Genomic DNA, 24,489 nt, shown 5'->3' with positions numbered 1-24,489 from the left:
TTAATGATATAATGTAAATATGTTTTTTAAAGAAAAAGAGTCTGTTTAATAATCTAATTTTTAAGTGGAATACTTGTGGAGAGGTAGTGGTATTTTAAAAAATTATAGAATAAAAATTAAGTTATTGGACAAATTTAATAATACAGAATTATGGAGGTTTTTATGAGAAGTTTATCGGGAATACAACCCAGCGGGATTTTACATATTGGAAATTATTTTGGGGCTATTAAGCAGTTTGTAGAGTTGCAAGATGAATATGAAGGATTTTATTTTTTGGCAAATTATCATGCTTTGACGTCTTCACCGAAGGGAGAGGATTTGAAGGCTAATACAATTGGTGTAATTTTGGACTATTTGGCTTTGGGGCTGAATCCTGATAAATCAACGCTGTTTTTGCAGTCAGATGTGCCTGAACATGCTGAATTATCTTGGATTTTATCGAACATTGCTCCAATGGGGCTATTAGAAAGAGCTCATTCATACAAGGACAAAGTTGCGAAGGGAATTAAGCCAAATGTGGGGCTTTTTACTTATCCAATACTTATGGCTGCTGATATTTTAATGTATTCGCCAGATATTGTGCCTGTCGGAAAGGATCAGAAACAGCATTTGGAAATGACTCGTGATATTGCAACTAAATTTAATGAAACTTACGGCAAAGAAGTGTTTAAATTGCCAAAAGAAAAAATCGTTGAAAATGTAGCAACTGTGCCAGGAACAGATGGCGATAAAATGAGTAAGTCCTATGGAAATGTAATAAATATGTTTGGTTCAAAAAAAGCATTGAAAAAACAGATAATGAGTATTGTAACAGATTCAACGCCTTTAGAAGAACCAAAAGATCCTGATAACAACATTACAAAATTATATGCTCTTTTCGCAACAGAAACGGAAGTGGAAGCGCTGAAGGAAAAATTCAGGGCTGGAAACTTTGGATACGGACACGCTAAAAATGAATTGTTTGATAAATTCATGGATTATTTTTCTCCATTCCAGAAAAAAAGGGAAGAGCTGGAAAATAATATGGACTATGTATATGGAATTTTGCGAGAAGGTGCAAATAAGGCTAGAAGCATTGCGACTGCGAAGATGGATGAAGTTAGAGATGTTGTGGGGCTTTTGAAGAAAAATTATTAGTGATTTTATTTGAAAAGTTTTATTTTAATTATGAAGAAAAGGCACGTTTAAGTGTCTTTTTGGATTTTAAAAATTTTGCAATGATATTCATAAAACAGGAGGCAGAATCGAATGAAGAGAATAGCGAATTTAGAGGATAATCCAAAAGAAGATGTTTTTTTTATTCCACTTATAATTTATATGTTTCATCTAGTATTTATGATTTTTGTGAATAATAAAACATTAGTTATAGAAAGTCACATATTTAGACATATATACATGTTTAGAATATATAGATGGATACTTAGTCTTCCAATAATTTATTATTTTGTAAAAACTTATAAAAAATATGAATATTTTAAAACAAATGAAAAATTGAATGTAAAAGACTTTAATACATATTTTGCACTAGTTTTTTTCATAGGGAATCTTTGTAATTTATTGATTATATCAATATTTAAATTTAAAGGAAGAACGCCTTTAATAAATGAGCCTTTGTATATAGATGTAATAATGGCAGTATTTGTAGCACCAATATTGGAAGAAATTGTATTTCGTGGAGTTATAATGAATAATTTGAGAAAATATGGAATTAGAGTAGCAATAATTATTAATTCGCTTCTTTTTGGGCTATCTCATTATAACATAGAGATGATTGTTCCAGCATTTTTGACAGGCATCATCTTTTCTTATGTTGCGTGCAAATATTCAATAAAATATTCTATTTTAATACATTTTTTTATAAATGTAATAACAAAAACATCTCAAGTTTTAGCAATTTTAAGAATTGATATACTTCTAATTCTAGTTGGTTTGTTTTCTGCTTTTTTGATTATCTTTTTATTAGTATTTTTTATAATTGGACTGGCAAAAGGAAGATACAAGGAGATATTTTTTATTTTAAAATTAAATGTTGAAGATAGGAAGAAATTAGCTGAGTTTGTGAAAAATGATTTTCTGTATCTGCTGATAATATTTGCGATTGTAGTTTCTAATTTTTTCTTTAATTATAAAATATTTTAATTAATAAGTAATTTGACAAAATATTTAAATTAGAGTAACATATACGCAGAAGGATAAAATAAATTAAAATATCGTTGGTGGAGGTAAAAATTATGAGCAGTAAAAAATATCAAAATATATTAATTATAGTAATCTCTGTAATTTCTTCCATACTTGGAAGCAAAGTTATTGATATGTACGGATGGATTCCAGGATTATTGACTGCAGCAGCGATAGGTGCTGTTATTGGGTTAGGTGGAAAGTATTTGTTTAAGTTTTTTAATAAAACTGAATAGGTAATTTTTAATATTGTGCTAGAAAGGGAGTTTTTGTATGTTTTAAAACTCCTATTTTGATATATTTTAAGCTATATAACATAGTCTGTAATTCAAAATGTATTAACATTTACTATTTAAACAGAAATAATAGAAAATAGTTTATTTTATAATTTTCAGTATTTCATTTTTCCCATTTTTATCATTTTAGCTTCATTGTTATTAAAGTACAAAGTAATTTTCCAATTTTATTGCTCCTAAGAAAATATAAAAATATCAATAGTGAATAAAAAAAGACAACCTTTAGGCTGCCCTTAAACAAACCACATTTTATGCTTTTTTTAGACATTCTCCTTTTTCAAAGTTTTAGTAAACAGTTTTCCATTTTTTACATAATGGTCAGCATTTTTTTGAATATGTTCTATCTCTTCATCAGTCAATTTTCTCACTATTTTAGCAGGACTTCCTAAAATAAGAACCCCTTTCTCATAAGGAATTTTATGAGTAACTAAAGAACCTGCACCTATAAGACAGTTAGGAGCGATTTTTGTCCCGTTTAAAACTGTACTGCCCATTCCTACTATCACATTATCTCCTATTTCACAGCTATGAAGTATCACATTATGACCCACAGTAACATTTTCTCCTACAACACAGGGAAGTCCAAAATCAGTGTGTAATGTCGAATTATCCTGAACATTGCTATTTTTTCCTATAGTTATTTTCTCCACATCTCCTCTTAGTACCGCACCGAACCATATATTTACCCCGTCATTCAGTTCTACATTTCCCATAACATCAGCACTTTCAGCAATAAATACCTCTCCCGATATTTTAGGTTTTATCCCGTCCAATTCATAAATCATCCTGAATACACTCTCCTAACTACTTGTCTTTCTTTTTCAAGTATTTCTTATAAACTTTCTTAAATTCCAAATCTTCATCAATATTTTCTAACTTTTTTTCAAACAAATCCATTCTATTCTTCATAGTTTTCTCAATTGAATGAAATTGCCGGTATTCATCTATTTTAGCGTGATTGCCGCTTCGCAGGACTTCTGGAACGGTGTATCCGTCAATTTCTACGGGCCTTGTGTATTGCGGAAAGCCTAAAAGTCCGTTATAGAAAGAGTCGGTTTCAAAGGATTCTTTTTTTATTACACCTTCCTTTATACGAATAACAGAATCCATGATTACAAGTGAAGGCAAATCGCCGCTGCTTAGGACATAATCTCCAATGGAAATTTCTTCATCCACAAATTTATCAATTACTCTTTGATCTAGTCCTTCGTAACGCCCTGAAATAAGTACAATTTCATCTTTTTCTGAAAGTTCAGTAACTTTTTTATGAGTCAGCTGTTTTCCTTGTGGAGATAAAAAGATTACATAAGGTTTTTTTGAATTTTCATTATTTTCATTGTTATAAAACCCGTAGTTTTCATAAAAGAAGTTCCAGTAGGCTTCTGGCTTTAAAACCATTCCAGCACCGCCACCAAAAGGGATGTCATCCATCTGGCTGTGTTTATTTCTAGCATAGTCCCTTATGTTTACGATGTTAAAGTCGATAATATTTCTTTCGGTTGCTCTTTTTAGTATAGTTTGGGATAAATATTGTTCAAATAATTCTGGAAATAGTGTAAGTACGTTAAATTTCATTAATTTTACCTCTTGTTTAGTTTCAAATTCTATTTATTCTCTCATTCCATCAATTAGAGTTACTTCGATTCTGTTACTTGGAAAATCGATTTTTGTTACAAATTCATCAATTAATGGAATCATTATTTCTTTTTTTGTTGAAATATCCTCAATAATTAAAATATTATGTGCAGCAGTTTCCATAACATCTGTAACTTCTCCAATTTTTTCATTTTCAGAAAATACTTCTATTCCAAACAAGTCTTTTACATAAAACTCCTCTTCATTTCTTTCAGGCAGTAAATCACGACGAATTTTGACTTTATAGCCATTCAGTTCCTTCGCGGCATCAATATTGTCAATCCCTTCAAAGTCCAAGATTGCTTTTTTATCATTTAGCCTTTTTACGTTTTTTACAACAAGTAATTTCTTTTTGTCATTTTTTTCAAGAAGAACACGCTCATTTTTGATAAGTTCAATATTTTCAAAAATTGAGGTAATTTTAACGCTGCCACGTAAATGATGTGTTCCGACAATTGTTCCTATATTTACTAAGTTTTCCATTATTTGTTATTGCTTCTCTCTTTCTTGAATTTTTTTAAATATCTTTTTTTAATTTTGTGAATTTTCTGCTATCCTCAGCAATTGTTTTTAAGTCAGCTAAGCTAATTCCATCAAAGTTAGCTGCAACTGCTGAAATTACTCCTTCCACTAATGGAGCATCTGCAATTTTTGCTTCAACTTGTCCTTCCAGCTCTTTTATTGCCTTAGCTGCATTAAATACAGAACTTCCCATATCTACGAAAACAAGTACTCCAGCACCGCTATCAGCACGGATTATTGCTTCCTTGACATTTTCGACATTTGTTCCGTAAACTTCCCTGCTTGCATTTCCACCATTTTCCAATGCAAAGTCTTCCTGCTTAAATACTTTTACAAAATTAATAATTTCCTGTGCGAGCGTGTTACTGTGGCTAACTACCACGATTCCTACTAAGTTATGATTATTTTCTTTCATTTTTTATTTATGTCCTTTCATATTATGGTTATATTTTTAGTTTTCTCCCAGTAATCTGTCTAAAATTATTGAAACAGCACTTCTGACACACAAATGATTGTATCTGGTATTCCCGCGGATTGGCTCCAGAATTTTATAGGATAAATCCATAATTTCATTTGTAAGTCCCCAACCTGTTCCAAATAAAATTAAATACGGAGTATCGTCTTCGATGATTTCTTTTCCTAAATCAGCATATCCAACAGTATTTGGGAAAATTTTTGCTGAAGTTGTAATAATTTTTGGTTTTTTTCCTTCAATTTTTTCAATTGTTTCTATAGCACTTTGGACAGAATCTTCAAGTTCTGTATTTTCAAAGGCTTCGTTTCTATTTTTGTTAAATTCTATCCCATTTCCTTCAGTCCAGTATCCGATAATTCTGCCAGTCAGCTCTTTCTGGGCATCAACTGGAGTTATAATGAAATATTTTTTTATATCGTAAGTTCTGCAAGTCCTAGAAATATCGTGTATATCAAAGTTTGTGACAGAAGTTGCCACAACATCGTTATTTCTGTTATAAACAGGGTAGTGGACAAGCCCCACATATATGTTATCTCTCATTTTGATATTCCTTTCAGTTTTTTATTTATTTCGTCTCTGTCTGTAGCCACGTATCTGTTCATTTTGCTCTTTATAAGCTAAAGCCATAATAAATAACAGTACAGTTTGTACCCAAAAAATTGCAAAATCGGTAAAATTATGTACTACAATTCCAGCAATTAGAGCAATTTTTAATACATTATTTCTGTCATTTCTCAAAATATCATACAAGTAGCGTAAAAACACAGTAAATAATGCTATTGTTCCAATTAGTCCGTAACTTAAAAGCAGTTCTACAAGTGCATTATGTGAATGTGGATACACATAATTGGTAAATTTGTAGTAAAAAAAGTTTCCGTGTCCATACAGGATATTGGTTTTTTTAAAAATTCTAAACGCCATATCAATAATTTCAACTCTTAGCCAGAAATATTCTATTAATGTACTTTCACGCAAGAATGGGAAAACGCCTGAAACTACTCCCAAAATATATGATAAAAGAATTAAAATACATCCAGCAAAATATCTTCTTCGTAAAAAGTAGAAAAATAATGCGAATATTCCTAAAACAACTGCAATTAGTGAAGATCTTGATCCAGTAAGCAGTATTGTCAGAATATTCATTAAAAATACAGCAAAATTAATTTTTGATTTTTTTTCAAAAGTAAAATATAAATTTATGATTGCTGACATCATCATAATGCTTCCTGAATAATTTGGATTAAAGTATGCAAAATATCCGATTCTGTTATGCGTGAATAAAAATTCTCCTAACCCAACTAAAAGCGAAATTCCGGAAAATTTTGCCATCCATTCCAAATTATTTTTTTTGAATTCTACATCAACAATTAACGTATAATAACGCCCAACTATAATACATAAAAATATGGGAATTGCCATTAAACCTAAAATATTTTTATAAAATGCGGAAGTTATAAGTGAAAATCCCAAAACAATTCCTACTGTAATGAGCGACTTGTCCTTAAATATTTTTTTATATTCTCCAGTTATGAATATATTTATTAATATTAGAATGCTAAATAGGATAACTAAAGCATAATGTATAAAAATTGAAGCACCTAAAAGTAAATACAATTTTTCTAGATACTTCTGATTTTTTGTTTCCAAGGTTCCTCCTTATAATTATAATAACATAGTAATTTTTATAAGACTCCCTGCTCAAAGGCATAAGGAGTATATTTGCCACTTTTTGTATCAATACTTTTAATAATTTTTTTGACTTCTGTTGCTGTTTCAAATGTAAAATCCAGCCTCAATTCATCTAAATTCAGTTCATAAATATCATCCAGCCTTGGTATCAGATTCATTGGCTTGTCTAGATAGAGTTCAATATTATCAAGTTCATTTTTTACAATTTTGTACTTGTCATAAAATTCGCCTTCCAGCTCCTTGTATTCCTTATCAAAAATTTTATGTTCGATATACATTCCTTTTAGGTAACCATAAATCACAAGCCCTTTTTTCAGTTTGTCAGATTTTATGTTTTTTAATTGTCGATAACTTAATTCTGGCGATAAAAATACTGTTTCAAGATTTTTGAAAGTAGAAAACATCTCGATTGTATGATTATTGAAAACATTTAAGTTCCAGTCCAGCGTTTGTCCTTTTACTCCAGTTTTTTCTCCCATAATTGCCTGATAAAGATTGGAAACTAGGTTTGTACCTGTTTTTATCTTATCTGTTTTTGACAAATTCTTTTCCTTTGCAACGTCAAACTGTTTTCGGTAAATTTTTGTTATTCCCATTTCACGGCAGGCATTTTCCTGTTCATCATTTGTAACAAGTGCTGAAATAATAGGTTTTTCATTATTTTTATATTTTATGTCTTCCAGATTAACTGTTTCAAAATTATATGTTTTTCGTTCGATAGCAGTTCTTTTGTAAGAGTCAAGCAATTTTTCCAAAAGTTCTGAAACACATTCTCTTTTGAGATTTTTTAGTTCACTAAAAGGAATGAACGAAGTTCCATCATAATTAATCTGAATTTTACCAAGTTCAAAAGTCGTATCTCCAAGTTCGCCAATTTTCTCTGCGATTTGCTCTTTTGTAATCAATTTTTTGGCATCTTGTTCAATAAGATTCCCTTTCTTTGTCACAGAAATTATCTCATTTTTCAAATTTTCAATTTCCAGCGTAAGTTCGATTTCCTGCCCTTTTTTTGCAAGTAATGTCGCATTAACAGTGGCATACCTTTTAGAAACTTTTATATTATGGATAATTCTGTCGTTAATTTCTTTAGAATAATTTTTGTAAATATATTTTGTTCCTTTTGGTAATTTTCCGATTGAAACAATGTCAAATCTACTAGCCTTTTGGATTTTTTCTTTCTCATTGTGATTATTTTGCTTTTTATTTTCCTGTTCAGAATTTTCACTTTTTCCAGCTTCAATAATCCGAATTTTATTTACATATTCTCCGCCAATCTGCTCAAAATTCTCATCTACAAATTGAACACCATCTCCTAAAATAAGTTCATCATCAATTTTAAAGTTATTTGATTCTCCAATCCTTGCTCCAAGAAAATATCCAAAATTTGAAGAATATTTAAAGTTCATAAGTTTGTTATCCAAATAAAAATATCCTTTTGAATATCCACGGTTAAACAACTTATAACTTTCCGTCGGACGAGGAGTGCCTTTTAAAATATTGTCATAGTAGCTTACAGTCTCGAAAACGTACTCGCTTGATTTTTTTCGTCCTTCAACTTTTATCGCATCAATTCCAATATTTTTTAACATATTGATTTCTTTTTCCTGCAATAACTGGTCATTAGGGCTTAAAAAATAAGCACTTTCTCCATTTTCATCGGTAAACTTTTTACGGCAGGAATAGGCACAAAGTCCACGGTTTCCGCTTCTTCCTCCAATAAAGCTGCTTATGTAGCAATTTCCAGAATAAGAAATACAAAGTGAACCTGAAACAAATATTTCCAGTTCAATGTCAGTTTTTTCACGAATGCTTTTTATTTCTTCAAAGGAAAGTTCTCTTGCAAGGCAGACACGGGTAAGTCCTAGTTCCTTTAATTTATTGGCTTCCACGTGATTTGCCACAGTCATCTGCGTACTTCCATGAATTTTTAAATCTGGAAAATTTTCCTTCAAAAATTTCACAAATCCCAAATCCTGCACAATAACAGCGTCAATCCCATGCTCATAAACTCTCTTAATGTTGTTGTACATGCTGTTAATCTCACTATCTTTCAAAATCGTATTTAAAGTCATAAGTGTCTTAACGCCACGTGAATGAGCATAGTCAATTCCGTCGAATACTTCCTGCATTGCCAGATTTTCATTATTTCTTCTTGCTCCAAATCCTTTCAGACCAAAAAATACTTCATTAGCTCCAGCTTTCACAGCGGAAACTAGTTTTTCATAATTTCCAGCTGGTGCTAAAATATTCATTTTTCCTTTTTTATCAAAATTTATATCTTGTTCCAATTTAATTTTCTCTCCATTTTTCTAAAAGTTTTATCTTATATATTATAGCAAATTTGGTATTTTTTTCCAATTTATTTTTTAATAAACTTGAAAATTATAAAAAATATTTATTAATAATCATTTCTTGATAAACTTTCAATAAAAATCACTAATTTGAAAATTTTAAGAATAAAATTTAGAAACATATTTAGAAATTCAAATTATTTTTTTTATAAAACTCTTTATTTTTTGATAAAAAAATGATACTATATAGGATGTAAATTATAAAGAAAGGAGAGAATGCTAAAAATATGGAATTTTATAATTTTATTTATTTAGAGAATAAAAAGCTTGTAATTGACAAGTTTTTTCTTATTATGATTATTTTTGTAATTGCATTTGTATTATTTGCATTCTGGAAATGGTTTAAAGGAAGTATTTCTTTAAGAGATAAGCAGCTTAGTATGCTTGGTTTGATGTTTATTTTCTTGTTTGGATTGTATCATTTTGAAAATTACAGAGCTAATAATAATCGGGAAAAAGTTTATAAAAATTCGGCAAGTGTTATTAAAAAATTAGCTGAAAAATTTAAAGTTGGAGAAAATGAGATTTTTGTAAATACTCCTGAAATAACAGAACATACAGTTTATAAAATAAGGGATAAGTTTTATCAGATTCATTGGGTAGACAATAATATTTTAGTTGAACAAATGACAGTTCCTTACGTAGATGAAATTAAAACATTTAAAGAATAATGAAACTTCTTGTTTTTAAAAGGAAAGATAATAAAGAAAGTGAGATGATGTAATTTGGATTTTATAATTCCTTTGGCGATAAAACTTACAATTGGATTTATTGCTTTAGTAGTATTTATGAATTTAAACGGACGAAGCCAGCTGGCACCAACTTCAACAGAAGATCAGATAGGTAACTATGTTCTTGGGGGAATTATTGGTGGTGTAATTTACAATCCGAGCATAACAATAGTTCAGTTTTTAATAGTACTGTTAATATGGGGACTGTTAATGACAACAATAGATTTTCTAAAAAATTCAAACAAAAATGTAAAAAAAATGATAGATGGACAAATTGTATACTTAATAAAAGGTGGAAAAATGCTAACAGAAAATTTTGCTCAGGCAACTCTTTCCATTCCTGATTTTTATACAAAATTAAGAACAAAAGGTATTTTCAAAGTATCAGAGATTGAAGATGCATTTATGGAATCAAATGGACAATTAATTGTTATACAGAAAAACGATGAAAATTATTCAAATTTATTAGTTTCCGAAGGTAAAATAATGGAAGATAACTTAGTGCATATTGGAAAAAATGATGAATGGCTTAAGGAAGAGCTGGCAAAGTACAATGTTCTAGATATTAATGATATTTTCTTGGTGGAATACAGTAACGATGATAAACTTTTTATTGTGAAGAAATAATATAAAATAAATTTAAAAAAATACTCAAACAGCTAGGTTATTTGTTGTCTGAGTATTTTTTATTTATGTTTAATTTGTTCAAATAAATATAGAGATACAATAATTTTTGTGTTTCAACTTAAAAAGTTGAAATATTTATAAAATAGTAAAAAAGTAATTTACAGAATAAAAATTTTACAGTATAATATGGACAAAGAAAGACAGAAAAATATTATTAAAGATAAATGATCAAAAAGATTTGGAAATAATATTTTATAAGAATAAATTTATATTGAGGAGGAAAATTAATGGGAAAAAAAGCATTAGTAATCGGAGCTGGAGGCGTATCAAATGTAGTGTGCCACAAATGTGCACAAAATTCAGAAGTATTTAGTTCAATCATGATAGCCAGCCGTACAAAGGCAAAATGTGATGAAATCAAGGAAAGAATTGAAAAAAGTAAATATGCTGGAAGAATTGAGATTCAGACTGCAAAGGTGGATGCAAATAATGTGCCTGAGCTAGTGGCATTGATTAATGAATATAAGCCTGATATTGTGATAAATGTGGCTTTACCATATCAAGATTTGACAATTATGGATGCTTGTCTTGAAACTAAGACTGATTATTTGGATACAGCAAATTATGAGCCTTTGGACACAGCCAAATTTGAGTATAAATGGCAATGGGCTTATAGAGAAAAATTTGAAAAGGCTGGGATTACTGCCATTTTAGGAAGTGGATTTGATCCAGGTGTTACTGGAGTGTTTTCAGCATATGCACAAAAGCATTATTTTGATGAAATAAATTACATTGACATTCTTGATGCAAATGCAGGAGATCACGGTTACCCGTTTGCAACAAACTTTAATCCAGAAATTAATATTAGAGAAGTGACAGCTAATGGAAGTTACTGGGAAGATGGAAAATGGGTAGAAACAGAACCGATGGAAATTAAAAGAGTATACAATTTCCCACAAATTGGTGAAAAGGATATGTACTTACTGCACCATGAAGAATTAGAATCGCTTGCAGTTAATATTAAAGGTATTAAAAGAATTAGATTCTTTATGACTTTTGGACAAAGTTACCTGACTCACTTAAAAGTGCTTGAAAATGTTGGGATGACTTCTATTGAGCCAATAGAATTTGAAGGAAAGCAAATTGTTCCGTTACAATTTTTAACAGCAGTATTACCTGATCCAGCTTCACTTGGGCCTAGAACAAAAGGTAAGACAAACATTGGAAATATTTTTAGAGGTAAAAAAGATGGCGCAGAAAAAACTTATTATGTATACAATGTTTGCGATCATGAGGAATGTTACAAAGAAGTTAGCTCACAAGCTATTTCTTACACAACAGGAGTGCCTGCAATGATAGGGGCTGCAATGGTTCTTACTGGAGAATGGAAAAAACCAGGAGTATTCAATGTAGAAGAAATGAATCCAGATCCATTTATGGATGCGTTAAACAAGTTTGGATTGCCTTGGGTTGAAGATTTTAATCCAACGTTAGTTGACTAATAAAAAATATATTCGTAGTAAAATATTTTTTTAAATCAAACTATTGAAAGATATAAGAACTCATATTTTTTGATAGTTTGATTTTTTATAAAAAAATTTAAAAAAATTATGAATATACTATTTTAAAATTGAAAAAAATGGGGTATAATTAAGTATGAAATTAAATATAAAATTTTTAGGAGGAGAAAATGAAAAAGATTGTAACAATTTTTAGTGTGATTTTTGCACTAATGTTAGTTGTAGCTTGTGGAAATAAACCAGCTACTGGAGATCAAGTGAAAGATGGTAAAACATCTGCAGATGCAGCGAATTCTAAAAAAGCTGTTGCAGTAGTATATTCTACAGGTGGTAAAGGAGATAAATCATTTAATGATGCAACTTTTAGAGGATTAGAAAAAGCTCAGAAAGAATTAGGAATAACTTTTAAAGAGTATGAACCAAAAGATCCATCAACAGAAGCTAAAAATGCTTTGACACAATTTGCTGAATCTGGAGAATTTGACTTGATTATTGCAGTTGGATATAGTATGAAAGATTCTTTAGTTGCAGTGGCTCAGACTTTCCCTGATCAAAAATTTGCAATAATTGATGAAACTGTAGAAGGTTTACCAAATGTTGCTTCTATTTTATATAAAGAACATGAAGGATCATTCTTAGTAGGTGCATTAGCTGCAATGATGGATAAAACAGGAAGTGTTGGATTTGTTGGTGCAAATGAAAGTGATCTAATCAAGAGATTCTATGCAGGATATGCACAAGGTGCACAATATATAAAACCTGACATCAAAGTTTTACCTGTTTATATTGGAGGAAATAACTCATTTAATGATCAAGCATCAGCTAAAGCTAAAACTGAAACATTAATTCAACAAGGTGCAGATGTTATTTATCATGCTGCTGGAGCAAGTGGACTAGGGGTTTTCCAAGCAGTTAAAGAAAAAAATGTTTATGGAATTGGAGTGGATTCTAACCAAGATAACTTATATCCAGGAATAATTTTGACATCTATGATGAAATATGTTGATAATACAGTATTTGATATTATAAAAGCTACTATGGATGGAAAATTTGAAGCAAAAGTTCAAACTTTTGGAGTTAAGGAAAATGGAGTAGGAACAACTAACTTTGAATTTACAAAAGATAAAATTGGAGAAGAAAACATCAAACGTCTTGAACAAATTAAACAAGACATTAAAGATGGTAAAATTCAAGTAAAACCTGCATTATAATTATTTTTCAAAAAATAAAACATAAAAATTAAAGTGTAAAAATTTACTAAAATAAGTTATTTGAATACTCAGTACAATAATAAATGGTTGTTTGAGAGTGGAAATTGATTGATTGCCATTCTTTTGCAACCTTTTTATCTTTTCTTTATTCTTTACCTTAAAATTTTTATTAAACTATTAATCTGAAATTGGAATAAAAAGATTTTAATTTTTAAAATGGAATTTAATAATATCAAAATATTTAGGAGATGATTTTATGAGAGCAGTTGATATAATTGAAAAAAAGCGTGATAATCTTAAATTATCTGATATAGAGATAGAATTTTTATTAAATGAATATTTGGCTGGAAATGTACCTGATTATCAAATGTCAGCATTTCTTATGGGAGTTTACTTTAATGATATGACACAGGAAGAGCTGTTAAAATTTACAATGGTAATGAGAGATTCTGGAGATGTTATAAAATTTGATGAAATAGATAAATTTCTTGTAGACAAGCATAGTACAGGAGGTGTGGGAGATAAAGTTACAGTAATACTTTCTCCTATTTTATCAGCACTTGGAATGGGAAATGTGAAACTATCTGGAAAAGGACTTGGACATACTGGAGGAACAATTGACAAGTTTGAATCAATTCAAGGATTTAAGTTTTCAGCAACAAAAGAAGAGCTTGTAAAAATTGCCAATAAAACGGGAGTTGGGCTGATGGGCTATAGTGACAAAATTGTTCCTCTTGATAAAAAATTATATTCTTTGCGTGATGTAACTGCAACTGTACCAAGTATTCCATTAATTGCAAGTAGTATTATGAGTAAAAAATTAGCAATTTATTCAGATGTTATAATTCTTGATGTAAAAGTTGGGGATGGAGCTTTTATGAAAGATTTGGAACAAGCTAAAAAATTGGCTCAAAGAATGATTGAAATTGGAAAAGGTGCTGGAAGAAAAGTTAAAGTTGTGCTTAGTAATATGGATGAACCGCTTGGACACGCAGTTGGGAATGCAAATGAAATTATTGAGGCTATTGAGTTTCTAAAAGGAAATTGTGCAGCTGACGTAAAAGAAGTTGTTTACACTATCGCAGGACTTGCCTTGAAAGAAAAGGGTGAATTAACAGAGCTTAGTGAAGCAAAAGAAAAAATTGACGAAGTAATAAAAAATGGAAGTGCGTTGCAAATATTAGCAGAATTTATTGGAGAAAGCGGTGGAAATAAAGAGCTTATAAATGACTATAACTTACTTCCGAAAGCTAACTCTGTAATGGAAATTTTTTCTGAAAATGAAGGATATGTAAAAAAAATAAAGACAGAAGAAATTGGGAAAGCTGCAATGATTATAGGTGCTGGACGTGCAAAAAAAGAAGATGAAGTTGATCATGCAGTTGGAATTAATATTTTTAGAAAAGTTGGAGAAAAAGTATCAAAAAATGAAAAAATCGCCGAAATATATTACAATGATGACAAAAATGTGCAAGATTCTAAAAATATGATTTTGGATGCATATGTAATAACACCAGAAAAAGTTGAAGAACCGAAGGCAATTTTAGAAATAATAGAATAATTTTAAAGTTTTATAAATGCGTTTGATGGAATTTTTAGGATTAAATTTTTAATTTTTTATTCTGTCAAAGGCATTTTTTTTATAATAGACAAAAAGCACAATAATATGATATAATAAATAAGTTTTTAATAAACTAAAACATTGAAATTTTAGGAGTGATAAAAATAGTTATAGATAAAAGAAAAAGAGTAATGCTTGTTATGACTTGTATTCTTTTTATGATGACTTATTCGAGTCTTTTAGGAACACCTAGTTTTAGTCATAAATTAAGTGTTTTTGTAGATGAGAATGATTTGACCCATGAGGATATTCGAGATTTGATTGTGAAAATTAATCAAATTGAAACTGTAAACAATAGACGATTGACAAAGGAATTGAAGAAAATTGGAAAACGTAAGGAAAAAGAAAAGGAAAAACATAAAGATAGCCTTTTTTTGTCATTTGAAAAAAATCAAAATATCGTTTTTTATAAAACTTATGATAAAATTCCTAAAAGTATTGGAAATATTAGTGCTTTTTTAATGAAAAAAGATGAAAATAATTTGCGAACACGAGAATAGGAATCAAATATTTTGAAACCTGTAATTTTAAAAATTTAATATACGAAAGGAAAAATTAGAAAATGTTAAAAAAAATAGGAGAAAAAATATTTGGTACATCAGATGAGAGAGAAATCAAAAAAATGCAAAAATTGGTAGACAAAATTAACGAGATTGAACCACTTTTTGAAAAACTGACAGATGAGCAATTAAGCCATAAAACAGTTGAATTTAAAGAAAGATTAGAAAAAGAAACACTTGACGATATATTAGTGGAGGCATTTGCAACAGTTAGGGAAGCTTCTAAAAGACTTATGGGTATGCGTCACTATGATGTTCAGCTCATTGGTGGAATGATACTTCATAAAGGTTGCATCGCAGAAATGAAGACGGGGGAAGGAAAAACTCTGATGGCAACACTGCCAATTTATTTGAACGCATTGCCAGGTAAAGGAGTACACGTTGTAACGGTTAATGATTATCTTGCAAAACGGGATAGAGATATTATGGCAGGACTTTTTGAGTTTTTGGGATTGACTTCTGGAGTTGTTGTTGGAAACATTACCCCAGAACAAAGAAAAGCTGCTTATAATTGTGATATTACTTATGGAACAAATAATGAATTTGGATTTGATTATTTGAGAGATAATATGGTTGGAGAGCTTGATGAGAAAGTACAACGTGGACATAACTACGTTATTGTCGATGAGGTAGATTCAATCCTAATTGATGAGGCAAGAACGCCACTTATTATTTCGGGAGCAGCAGAAGAAACTACAGAATGGTACAACACTTTTTCAGAAGTTGCCAAAAAATTAAAAAGAAGTTACAAAACTGAGGAAATTAAAGATAAGAAAAATACGGTAATTCCTGACGAAGATTGGGAAGATTATGAAGTTGATGAAAAATCACACACAGTTACAATTACTGATAAAGGAATTAAAAATGTTGAAAGAATGTTAAAAATTGATAATTTATATTCGCCAGAATATGTAGAACTTACTCACTTTTTAACACAAGCATTGAAAGCAAAAGAATTGTTTAAACTAGATAGAGATTATATTATAAACGATGACAATGAAGTTATTATAGTAGATGAGTTCACTGGACGTTTGATGGAAGGAAGACGTTATTCAGATGGACTACATCAAGCGATCGAAGCAAAGGAAAAATTGGAAGTTGCTGGAGAAAACCAAACTCTTGCGACAATTACATTACAAAACTATTTCAGAATGTATGAAAAATTATCAGGAATGACAGGGACTGCAAAAACAGAAGAAGACGAATTTAAACAAATTTACAGCTTAAAAGTTATTGTAGTGCCTACAAATAAACCTGTTGCTAGAGTAGACCTGCCCGATGTTATTTATATGAATAAGAATGCAAAATATAAAGCAATTGCAAGAAAAATAGAAGAACTTTACCAGAAAGGGCAGCCAGTTCTTGTTGGTACAGCTTCAATTCAGCATTCAGAAGAAGTATCTGCATTATTGAAAAAAGCTAAAATACCACATGAAATATTGAATGCGAAACACCATGAAAGAGAAGCAGAAATTATAGCACAAGCAGGGCGTTTCAAAACAGTAACAATTGCAACAAATATGGCAGGACGTGGAACGGATATTAAACTTGGAGGAGATGCAGAGTCGTTTGCTACAAAAGTTGCTGTAAAAGGAACACCTGAGTATGAAGATGTTTACAGAGCATATGTAAAAGAATGTGAAGAAGACAAGAAAAAAGTGATTCAAGCTGGTGGATTATTTATTTTAGGAACAGAAAGACATGAAAGTAGACGTATTGATAATCAGTTAAGAGGACGGGCAGGGCGTCAAGGAGATCCTGGAACATCAGAGTTTTATTTGTCGCTTGATGATGATTTGATGAGATTATTTGGTGGAGATAGATTAAAAAGCATGATGAAAATGTTAAAAATTGACGAAGATGAAGAAATTCGTCACAAACAAATAAGTAAATCTGTTGAAAATGCTCAAAAACGTATTGAAAGCCGAAACTTCTCATCAAGAAAGAGCCTTATCGAATATGATGATGTAAATAATACTCAAAGGGAAGTTGTTTATGAACAAAGGGATGCTATCTTGAAAAATGAAAACTTGAAAGAGTTAATTACAAATATGATTTCAGATACTGTAGATGATATTGTGCATTCTGCCTATGTTGGTGAAGATAATGGGGAGAAAGACTTCAATTTATTATCAGATAAACTTCACGAAATATTTGAATATGAAGTTTCAGCAGATTTAGCAAATGCAAGTGCAGATGAGATTTCAAATAGTGTTTACAATGATTTGGTAAGAATTTATGATGAAAAAGAAGAAGCAATTGGAGAAGAAATTTTTAGAAGAATTGAAAGATACATTATGCTGGAAGTACTAGATTCTAAATGGCGACAACATTTGAAAGATTTAACAGAACTGCGTGAAGGAATAAGACTACGTTCTTATGGACAAAGAAATCCTATTCATGATTATAAAATTGTGGCTTATGAGATTTATAATGAAATGATTGACGCTATAAAACGTGAAACGAGCTCGTTTATCTTAAAATTAAGAGTTCGTAGTGAAGAAGATACAAACAACTTGACTCACGAAGAAGTTTCAAATGTAAGATACGAGCATGAAGAAAATGAGATGATAGGTGATGATATTTCAGATAGAACACCAAATGAATCACACCGTCCCCTTTCAAGAAGAGAAAGAAGGGAACGTGAAAGAAGAAATGTATAATTTTGAAAAATTAAAAGACTTACTAATTTTAAATAAAAAATATTCATATTTTTATAAGTTTTGGTAAAAATTGTTTTTCTTAGATTAATTTATTTTATAAGGGTATGATATTTCATGCCCTTTCTTTCGTTTTTTAATAAGTTTATTAATTTATAGTTGTAAATAAAAAATAAGGAGTTGGTAAATATGGCATTTTTATTAGGAAATTTTATTCCGATATCGAGTGTTTTGCTAATTATTTTTGTACTTTCGCTTGTTGGATTTATTCGTGTTCCTATGGATAGGGCAGCATTTATAAGTGGATTTAAAAGAAGAGTTGTGACTGGGAAATTGGCTTTTTATTTGAGATATTTTGAAAGAGTGGATTATCTAGATCTATCGTTATTTTCTGTAGATGTTAACACTTCGGTTTTTGTTCCAACAAATGATTTTATCAATATAAAGGCTGATGCAATTGTAAAACTACAAATTTCACAAGAGCCAGAAATTTTGAATATTGCTTCTAAAAACTTTTTAAATAAAAAAAGCGAATATATTGGTGAATCTGTAAAGGAAGTGCTGGAAGGAAATTTACGTGAAATTATAGGACAAATGAACTTGAAGGATATGGTTCAAAATAGAAAAGAATTTAATGTGAAAGTTCAAGAAAATGTATCCCCAGACTTACGGGAAATGGGTCTTGTCGTAGTTTCATTTGCTGTACAGTCGTTTATGGATGAAAAAGGGGTAATTGATAATTTAGGAATTGAAAATATTTCAAAAATTTCAAAAGATGCAAGTATCGCCAAAGCACAAGCTGAAAAGGAAATTGCTATTGCAAAAGCTAATGCAGATAAAGAAGCAAAGGACATTGAATTAAAAGTAGCAGAAGAAATTGCTGAAAAAACAAATAAACTAGAAATAAAAAAAGCAGATTTAAAAATTGAGTCAGATACGAAAAAAGCCTCTGCAGATATGACTTATCAACTAGAAACTGAAAGAAAAAGAAAAGAACTGGAAGAAGTTCAGGGGGAAAGTAACTTTACTCGTGAAACACAGGCAATAAAAACAAATCAGGCAAAATTAGAAGCTGAAATCAAAGTAGATAATCAAATAAAATCAGATGCAGAACTTTATAGAAAGACGAAACAGGCTGAAAGTAAACTGATTGAAGAACAAAGAGAAGCCGAAGCAATCCTTTACCAAAAGACGAAAGAAGCTGAAGCCTTGAAAATAATGGCACAACAGGAGGGAGAAGCTATGAAAATCAAAGCACAAGCTGATTCTGAAAGTATAAAATTAAAGGCTCAAGCAGAAGCAGAAAGTATTAAATTAAAAGCATTGGCAGAAGCTCAAAGTAAACGTGAAATAGGACTTGCCGAAGCTGAAGCAATAAAAGCAAAAGCTCTTGCTGAAGCCGAAGGAATAGATAAAAAAGCTGATGCAATGAAAAAATATGGAAATGCTGCAATTATGGAAATGTACTTTAAAGCATTGCCAGAAATTTCAAAAAATGTTGCTGCTCCACTTAATAATATTGATAAAATAACTATGTATGGTGATGGAAATACTTCTAAATTAGTTAGAGATATTACAAAATCAATTGCTCAAATTAATGATGGTATTACAGATTCAACAGGAATTGATTTAAAATCTGTATTGGCTGGAATGCTGGGAGGAAAAATAATTTCTGATAAAGAAAAACTAGATTCTGAAACTAAGGATAATATTAATTCTGAAAAAAATAAGAAATAATAAATGATTTGTCTACAAAAATAATAGGGACTATTTTTCTAAAAAGTTAATTTTTTAGAACTTAGTCTTTTTTTTCTTAAAATTTATTTCTAAAAGATTTTTTAAGATATTGAGAATTGAAAAGTTTTAATGAATTTTAAACTATTTATATGGTAATACTTTTAAAGCTCTATATTGTTTTGAAATATGAATAACAAAGAATTCAAATGGCATTTTTTGGTCTCTACAAAAAAAATTAATGAAATTTAATAATGAATATGGTATAATTAAAACAATTAATTTTATAGATACTTGATTTTTAAATAAAAATTAAGAGTTTTAAGAGAAATGTTATTTTAAAAATAATAAAAAATGAATAAAAAAGGGAGAAGTTTAATTTTTTTACTCAGAAAAATATTAAAGTTTAGATAGAATAGTTACAATTTTTAATTATTGCTAATTTTTTATATCAAAATTAAGAATGAAATAAAGATAATATCTAAATTTAGGAGAAGGGATGAAAATTATGAAAAAAGAGGAGATGGAAGAAAAGGGAAATATTAATTGGAAAGTTGAACACAGTGATAATAATAGAATTGATGAAATATTAGAAAATATTGAAAATATTAATACTAAGCTAGATGGAATGAATGAATTATTTTTGAAAAAAATTCAGAGTACGAGTTTTGAAAAAGAAATTGCGGATAAACTTCACAAAGAAATTCAAGAATATAGGAATGATTTACATTTTCAGCTTATAAAGCCTCTTATATTTGATTTGATAAACATGAAGGAAAGTATGAAAAGAGGTTTGGGAAATTTTAAGGAAAAAACGGATGAGGAAAAGTTAAAATTACTTCAAAGTTATATTGAAGAAATCGAAATGATTCTTGATAACAATAATATAGAAATTTATGATACAAAGAATGAAGAAAATTTAGATTTTGATGGGAAAAAGCAAAAAATAATAAAAAAAATTGACACTTCAGATAAACAACTACATGGTAAAATTTATAATATTTTGAGCAGTGGTTATATGTACAAAGGAAAAGTAATTTTTCCTGAAAAAGTAGAAGTTTATATTCATCAAAAAGACGAAGAAAATGATAAAATGAAGGGAGAATAAAAATGTCAAAATATGTGTTTGGAATTGATTTGGGAACAACGTATTCATGTATAGCACGGGTAGATGATACGGCAAGAGCGGAAGTGATAAAAAATAATGATGGAGACAATATAACACCTTCTGTGGTTGCGTTTGAAGGAGATAATGTTATTGTTGGAGCTGATGCAAAAGCTGAAGCAGTATTAAATCCTGAAACAACAGTTATGCTCGTAAAAACGTTGATGGGAAAAACTGATTTTGCAATTAACTATAATGGGGAAGATAAGACGCCTGAGGAAATTTCAGCATTTATCTTGAGGAAATTAACGCAAGATGCGTCAGAACAGCTAGGAGTGGAAGTTAAAGATGTTGTAATAACTTGTCCAGCTTATTTTGGTACAGCAGAACGTACAGCCACAAAAAATGCGGGTAAAATTGCAGGGCTAAATGTGTTGGAAATCATAAGTGAGCCAACAGCAGCAGCACTATATTATGGATGTGCAAAGGAACAGGATGAAAAAACAATTTTAATCTATGATCTTGGCGGTGGAACATTTGATGTAACCATTATGAGGATAAGTGCTGATAAAATTGAAGTTATTTGTTCAGATGGAGACCATGATTTAGGTGGGAAAAACTGGGATGAGGTATTAATTGGATATTTAGCTAATCAGTTTGTCGAAAAAATAGGTTATGATATTGAATTTGACGAATATGCAAAACAAGATTTACGATTGAAAGCAGAAAAAATAAAAAAACAATTAACTTCGAGAAGTCAAGCTGGAGATATGTTGGAAGTTATGGGAAATAGAGAAAAAGTGACAATAACTAGAGATGAATTTGATGAAATAACATCTACTCTATTAAATGAAACATTGAAGAAAACTAAAGAAGCTATTGAAGTTGCAAAAAATAAAGGATATGATGTAATTGATGAGATTCTGTTGGTTGGTGGTTCTACGAGAATGCCGCAAGTTAAGAAAGCACTTGCCAAAAATTTCAGTGAAATTGAAATTAAAATTCTTGAACCAGATGAAGCTGTAGCAAAAGGGGCAGCAATTCATGCTGTAAATGTTTATGTGAACAATCAAAAAAGTCTTACAGCGAAGGACTTTGAATCAAATGAAGAAGTGAAAGTTACAGTTAATGGCGATGAAAAAGAGTTGAAAGCACAAGATTATAAGGAAAATTTAACATTTTCTCCTGAAATGATGAGTATTGGTGGAAATACGAGGGAAATTGTTATAGCAACAACAAAAAGTTTTGCTGTAAAAGTAGAAAATAAAGAAGGCATTAAAAGTTGTTTTAATATGATAATAAAAAACGAGGCAATGCCTAGTGGATTTTTGGAAGTATCAGGTAATTTTAGTACACTTTATGATAATCAAGCTACAGTTGACATTGAAATCTATGAAAATGATTACATGGATAAATATTTTGAAGTGGATGAGGATTTGAAAATAGGAGATGCAGTGTTAGAATTACCTAAAAATACACCTGCTGGCTCGCCAGTTGAAATTACTCTTAAATTAAATAAAGAAGGGATTTTAGAAGTAAAAGGATTAGATAAAACTGGGAATAAGCAAGTTAATGTAAAATTTGAAACAAAAGGTGTAATGACAAAGGAAGAGTTAGAAAGATTGACACAAAAATCACAGGGAATAGCGGTATTATAGTAAATTCTTAATAATGATTAACATATTTGAGTTTAAAATTGAACTGATAAATACTAAATAATTTAGTAGTATGAAATAACAAAATTATAGTTTTATAATTGCAAATTCAAAATAATTTTCTATGGAAGGAGGAAGAAGTTTAAAAAATGGCAGAAGAGAACAAAAAAATAGCCAAAATACGCAATAATTGGTATGAAATACTTGAATTAGAATATTATCCAGTTCCTGAAGAAAATGAAAAAAAGATAGAAGCTAGAATTGAAGAGAAAAAGCGGCATTGGTTGGCAAAAGAAAGTGATCCATTTGATGGAAAAAAATATAAAAAATATAATAATTTGGCCAAAAGTGGCATTATACAGAAAGAAATGCTAGATGAAACTAAAAGAAAAGAACTTATCGAAGACGCACAACAAAAGCTATTTGAACCAATAGACGACTTTTTAAAATATCTTGGTGGAGTTACAGTTACTGAAAAAATAGTAACAGAGATTGCTAATAAAACTCGAAGGAAGGAAAATCTTGTACGAGAACGGATAGAAAAAAGCGGATTAAAAATAGAACAAAAAGAATACGATGTGAAAGTATACCAAAAATTTTTGAAATATGTTCATATAAAATTTGATGAGTTTTATGAATTTTCAGCATTTGAGAAGTATCTAGAAATATTAAGCAAGGATAATTTATATGATTTTCTGGTTTCAGAAGGACTGAATATAAAAAATTTAATACAACAGCAAATTGATGACAATCGAAAAAAATTGATTAAGTTTGACAATGAAACTTCTGCCAAAAAAAAGCTATATAGTGCTTGTGAATTAATGTTAAATGATAAAAATAAAATAAAAAAATATGATGATTATTTGCAGCATTTAAAGTATTTGAAAGTATACAAGGAATTAGAGAAAATAGAGCAGGTTCATAATTTAACAAAAAATAAAATTCCTGCTAACGAATGTATTCATAAAATTGATAAAATATTAAAAAATAAGAATGAAGCACAAAACATTGTAATTGGATTTTGTAAAGAAAATAAAATACCATATATAACTTCAAATATTTCAAATAAAACAAATGAAAATATTGAAAGTAATAAATCTAAACGAGAAATAAGACAAAGCAGATATGCCGAAAAATCAGAAAATTTGTGTATTGAAGCTCTAAGAGCTATAAAAAAATCTAAGTTTGCAGAAGCACAAAAATATTTGAATGATGCGAAATTATACTGGGCTGAAAATTCATCAATCACTGTATTGCAAGAAAAATTAGATGAAGTTAAACGAGAAAAACTACAAGCGAATAAAAGTAGTAATACTGTAAATCAAATAAATAAAAGTATCAGAATTAGTCATAAAAAAGAGGTTAAAACATATACACGTAATAATAATAAAAATGGTATAAATATTATTTTTTCAATAATATTAATAGTATTTTGTTTAACAATTTATTGGATAACAACATCATTGGGATCTTCTGAAATACAAGGAAATCAAGAGGATACAGAATTAGACAATGAAAATATAATTTCAACTGTGGGAGAAGAAAAAATAATACCTTTAGAGCCAAATGCTATTTTTTCTGTTACAACAAATAATCTTTATTACAGCGGAAAAACAGATACATATTTAGAACAAACAGCAATGGTAGGAAATAGTAACATAGGAAACTATACTTCATTAGTTATAGAAAAATTTTCTAAAAACAGATACGATATGTTGCTCGAAAATGGAGTAAAAAACAGAGTGTTTAAATTTAAATGTGGAGTAAAGTTAAAAGCTAAAGGAACAACATTATTTGTTGAGAATGCTGAAGATGTTGTAAGCTTTAAAAATAAAAACATTGCGGAAGAAAATGCACACATTAAAGAAAACAAAGGATGTTTTACTGATTTTACAAAAGTCAAAGAGAATAATTAAAAT

22 protein-coding genes are annotated in these 24,489 nt (G+C 29.5%); 15 read left to right on the top strand and 7 right to left on the bottom strand.

Annotation, left to right across the window (positions count from 1 at the left end; translation table 11 throughout):
- Nucleotides 1-162 precede the first annotated feature (162 nt).
- The 4 genes from trpS (at nucleotide 163) to QU666_RS08160 (ending at nucleotide 2,414) form a co-directional block, all read left to right on the top strand.
- On the top strand, nucleotides 163-1,137 hold the full coding sequence (gene trpS / locus QU666_RS08175) for a tryptophan--tRNA ligase (RefSeq protein WP_036070869.1): 975 nt from the start codon (nucleotides 163-165) through the stop codon (nucleotides 1,135-1,137).
- Entirely contained in the window at nucleotides 1,137-1,277 is a 141-nt protein-coding gene (locus QU666_RS08170; RefSeq protein ID WP_021769209.1) for a hypothetical protein, read from the top strand. Before trpS ends, QU666_RS08170 begins: the two co-directional genes overlap by 1 nt.
- The gene (locus QU666_RS08165) at nucleotides 1,249-2,139 is read left to right on the top strand and encodes a CPBP family intramembrane glutamic endopeptidase (RefSeq protein WP_021769210.1); all 891 of its coding nucleotides are present in this window, start codon (nucleotides 1,249-1,251) and stop codon (nucleotides 2,137-2,139) included. The genes QU666_RS08170 and QU666_RS08165 overlap by 29 nt, the downstream gene beginning before the upstream one ends.
- A 92-nt stretch (nucleotides 2,140-2,231) precedes the next feature.
- Nucleotides 2,232-2,414, top strand: coding sequence for a hypothetical protein (locus QU666_RS08160; protein ID WP_036070871.1), 183 nt, complete (start codon nucleotides 2,232-2,234; stop codon nucleotides 2,412-2,414).
- A 320-nt stretch (nucleotides 2,415-2,734) separates the two neighbouring features.
- Here the strand turns inward: QU666_RS08160 and QU666_RS08155 are convergent, their stop codons facing one another.
- From QU666_RS08155 to QU666_RS08125, 7 genes are read right to left on the bottom strand one after another with little or no spacing between them, the layout of a single operon-like run.
- Nucleotides 2,735-3,259, bottom strand: a complete 525-nt coding sequence (locus QU666_RS08155; protein ID WP_021769213.1) for a gamma carbonic anhydrase family protein — start codon at nucleotides 3,257-3,259, stop codon at nucleotides 2,735-2,737.
- A 19-nt stretch (nucleotides 3,260-3,278) separates the two neighbouring features.
- Nucleotides 3,279-4,049 (bottom strand): tRNA (guanosine(37)-N1)-methyltransferase TrmD, encoded by a 771-nt coding sequence (gene trmD / locus QU666_RS08150; protein ID WP_021769214.1) that lies wholly within the window; start codon nucleotides 4,047-4,049, stop codon nucleotides 3,279-3,281.
- 33 nt (nucleotides 4,050-4,082) lie between these two features.
- A complete protein-coding gene (gene rimM / locus QU666_RS08145; RefSeq protein WP_021769215.1) occupies nucleotides 4,083-4,592 on the bottom strand; it encodes a ribosome maturation factor RimM in 510 nt (169 codons plus the stop codon).
- 34 nt (nucleotides 4,593-4,626) lie between these two features.
- Nucleotides 4,627-5,046 (bottom strand): PTS-dependent dihydroxyacetone kinase phosphotransferase subunit DhaM, encoded by a 420-nt coding sequence (locus QU666_RS08140; protein ID WP_021769216.1) that lies wholly within the window; start codon nucleotides 5,044-5,046, stop codon nucleotides 4,627-4,629.
- Between the two features lie 36 nt (nucleotides 5,047-5,082).
- Entirely contained in the window at nucleotides 5,083-5,646 is a 564-nt protein-coding gene (locus QU666_RS08135) for an RNA methyltransferase (protein ID WP_021769217.1), read from the bottom strand.
- 21 nt (nucleotides 5,647-5,667) lie between these two features.
- Nucleotides 5,668-6,753 (bottom strand): O-antigen ligase, encoded by a 1,086-nt coding sequence (locus QU666_RS08130; RefSeq protein ID WP_021769218.1) that lies wholly within the window; start codon nucleotides 6,751-6,753, stop codon nucleotides 5,668-5,670.
- A 35-nt stretch (nucleotides 6,754-6,788) separates the two neighbouring features.
- Complete coding sequence (locus QU666_RS08125) at nucleotides 6,789-9,047, bottom strand: U32 family peptidase (protein ID WP_036070881.1); 2,259 nt, start codon at nucleotides 9,045-9,047, stop codon at nucleotides 6,789-6,791.
- A 326-nt stretch (nucleotides 9,048-9,373) separates the two neighbouring features.
- Between QU666_RS08125 and QU666_RS08120 the strand changes: the two genes are divergently transcribed.
- The 11 genes from QU666_RS08120 to QU666_RS08070 all read left to right on the top strand — a co-directional run bounded on the left by QU666_RS08120 (nucleotide 9,374) and on the right by QU666_RS08070 (nucleotide 24,486).
- Nucleotides 9,374-9,817 carry a DUF3290 family protein gene (locus tag QU666_RS08120; protein WP_021769220.1) on the top strand — a complete coding sequence of 148 codons (444 nt, stop codon included), beginning with the start codon at nucleotides 9,374-9,376 and terminating at the stop codon, nucleotides 9,815-9,817.
- Nucleotides 9,818-9,889: 72 nt separating this feature from the next.
- Nucleotides 9,890-10,504 carry a DUF421 domain-containing protein gene (locus tag QU666_RS08115; RefSeq protein ID WP_304984797.1) on the top strand — a complete coding sequence of 205 codons (615 nt, stop codon included), beginning with the start codon at nucleotides 9,890-9,892 and terminating at the stop codon, nucleotides 10,502-10,504.
- A 287-nt stretch (nucleotides 10,505-10,791) separates the two neighbouring features.
- On the top strand, nucleotides 10,792-12,006 hold the full coding sequence (locus tag QU666_RS08110; RefSeq protein WP_021769222.1) for a saccharopine dehydrogenase family protein: 1,215 nt from the start codon (nucleotides 10,792-10,794) through the stop codon (nucleotides 12,004-12,006).
- Between the two features lie 188 nt (nucleotides 12,007-12,194).
- Nucleotides 12,195-13,235 carry a BMP family protein gene (locus tag QU666_RS08105; protein WP_021769223.1) on the top strand — a complete coding sequence of 347 codons (1,041 nt, stop codon included), beginning with the start codon at nucleotides 12,195-12,197 and terminating at the stop codon, nucleotides 13,233-13,235.
- Nucleotides 13,236-13,491: 256 nt separating this feature from the next.
- Nucleotides 13,492-14,796, top strand: a complete 1,305-nt coding sequence (locus QU666_RS08100; RefSeq protein WP_021769224.1) for a thymidine phosphorylase — start codon at nucleotides 13,492-13,494, stop codon at nucleotides 14,794-14,796.
- Nucleotides 14,797-14,951: 155 nt separating this feature from the next.
- Nucleotides 14,952-15,356 (top strand): hypothetical protein, encoded by a 405-nt coding sequence (locus tag QU666_RS08095; protein ID WP_021769225.1) that lies wholly within the window; start codon nucleotides 14,952-14,954, stop codon nucleotides 15,354-15,356.
- 62 nt (nucleotides 15,357-15,418) lie between these two features.
- Nucleotides 15,419-18,079: a preprotein translocase subunit SecA gene (gene secA, locus QU666_RS08090; RefSeq protein ID WP_021769226.1), complete on the top strand. Its 2,661-nt coding sequence runs from the start codon at nucleotides 15,419-15,421 to the stop codon at nucleotides 18,077-18,079.
- Between the two features lie 186 nt (nucleotides 18,080-18,265).
- A complete protein-coding gene (locus QU666_RS08085) occupies nucleotides 18,266-19,813 on the top strand; it encodes a flotillin family protein (RefSeq protein ID WP_021769227.1) in 1,548 nt (515 codons plus the stop codon).
- 496 nt (nucleotides 19,814-20,309) lie between these two features.
- Nucleotides 20,310-20,918 carry a nucleotide exchange factor GrpE gene (grpE, locus tag QU666_RS08080; RefSeq protein WP_021769296.1) on the top strand — a complete coding sequence of 203 codons (609 nt, stop codon included), beginning with the start codon at nucleotides 20,310-20,312 and terminating at the stop codon, nucleotides 20,916-20,918.
- Nucleotides 20,919-20,920: 2 nt separating this feature from the next.
- On the top strand, nucleotides 20,921-22,573 hold the full coding sequence (locus tag QU666_RS08075) for an Hsp70 family protein (RefSeq protein ID WP_021769297.1): 1,653 nt from the start codon (nucleotides 20,921-20,923) through the stop codon (nucleotides 22,571-22,573).
- 146 nt (nucleotides 22,574-22,719) lie between these two features.
- On the top strand, nucleotides 22,720-24,486 hold the full coding sequence (locus tag QU666_RS08070) for a hypothetical protein (RefSeq protein ID WP_021769298.1): 1,767 nt from the start codon (nucleotides 22,720-22,722) through the stop codon (nucleotides 24,484-24,486).
- The last annotated feature ends 3 nt before the right edge of the window (nucleotides 24,487-24,489 follow it).

This window comes from Leptotrichia sp. HMT-225 (genome assembly GCF_030644325.1).
Taxonomy (GTDB): Bacteria; Fusobacteriota; Fusobacteriia; order Fusobacteriales; family Leptotrichiaceae; genus Leptotrichia; species Leptotrichia massiliensis.
Note: the sequence above shows the minus strand (reverse complement) of the source record. Positions and strands in the feature narration are given on the sequence as shown.

What these genes read in the sequence shown, in the direction of transcription:
- trpS (WP_036070869.1), top strand. Translation starts at nt 163, where the DNA reads ATGAGAAGTTTATCGGGAATACAACCCAGCGGGATTTTACATATTGGA.
- QU666_RS08165 (WP_021769210.1), top strand. Translation starts at nt 1,249, where the DNA reads ATGAAGAGAATAGCGAATTTAGAGGATAATCCAAAAGAAGATGTTTTT.
- QU666_RS08160 (WP_036070871.1), top strand. Translation starts at nt 2,232, where the DNA reads ATGAGCAGTAAAAAATATCAAAATATATTAATTATAGTAATCTCTGTA.
- QU666_RS08155 (WP_021769213.1), bottom strand. Translation starts at nt 3,259, where the DNA reads ATGATTTATGAATTGGACGGGATAAAACCTAAAATATCGGGAGAGGTA.
- trmD (WP_021769214.1), bottom strand. Translation starts at nt 4,049, where the DNA reads ATGAAATTTAACGTACTTACACTATTTCCAGAATTATTTGAACAATAT.
- rimM (WP_021769215.1), bottom strand. Translation starts at nt 4,592, where the DNA reads ATGGAAAACTTAGTAAATATAGGAACAATTGTCGGAACACATCATTTA.
- QU666_RS08140 (WP_021769216.1), bottom strand. Translation starts at nt 5,046, where the DNA reads ATGAAAGAAAATAATCATAACTTAGTAGGAATCGTGGTAGTTAGCCAC.
- QU666_RS08135 (WP_021769217.1), bottom strand. Translation starts at nt 5,646, where the DNA reads ATGAGAGATAACATATATGTGGGGCTTGTCCACTACCCTGTTTATAAC.
- QU666_RS08125 (WP_036070881.1), bottom strand. Translation starts at nt 9,047, where the DNA reads ATGAATATTTTAGCACCAGCTGGAAATTATGAAAAACTAGTTTCCGCT.
- QU666_RS08120 (WP_021769220.1), top strand. Translation starts at nt 9,374, where the DNA reads ATGGAATTTTATAATTTTATTTATTTAGAGAATAAAAAGCTTGTAATT.
- QU666_RS08110 (WP_021769222.1), top strand. Translation starts at nt 10,792, where the DNA reads ATGGGAAAAAAAGCATTAGTAATCGGAGCTGGAGGCGTATCAAATGTA.
- QU666_RS08105 (WP_021769223.1), top strand. Translation starts at nt 12,195, where the DNA reads ATGAAAAAGATTGTAACAATTTTTAGTGTGATTTTTGCACTAATGTTA.
- QU666_RS08100 (WP_021769224.1), top strand. Translation starts at nt 13,492, where the DNA reads ATGAGAGCAGTTGATATAATTGAAAAAAAGCGTGATAATCTTAAATTA.
- secA (WP_021769226.1), top strand. Translation starts at nt 15,419, where the DNA reads ATGTTAAAAAAAATAGGAGAAAAAATATTTGGTACATCAGATGAGAGA.
- QU666_RS08085 (WP_021769227.1), top strand. Translation starts at nt 18,266, where the DNA reads ATGGCATTTTTATTAGGAAATTTTATTCCGATATCGAGTGTTTTGCTA.
- grpE (WP_021769296.1), top strand. Translation starts at nt 20,310, where the DNA reads ATGAAAATTATGAAAAAAGAGGAGATGGAAGAAAAGGGAAATATTAAT.
- QU666_RS08075 (WP_021769297.1), top strand. Translation starts at nt 20,921, where the DNA reads ATGTCAAAATATGTGTTTGGAATTGATTTGGGAACAACGTATTCATGT.
- QU666_RS08070 (WP_021769298.1), top strand. Translation starts at nt 22,720, where the DNA reads ATGGCAGAAGAGAACAAAAAAATAGCCAAAATACGCAATAATTGGTAT.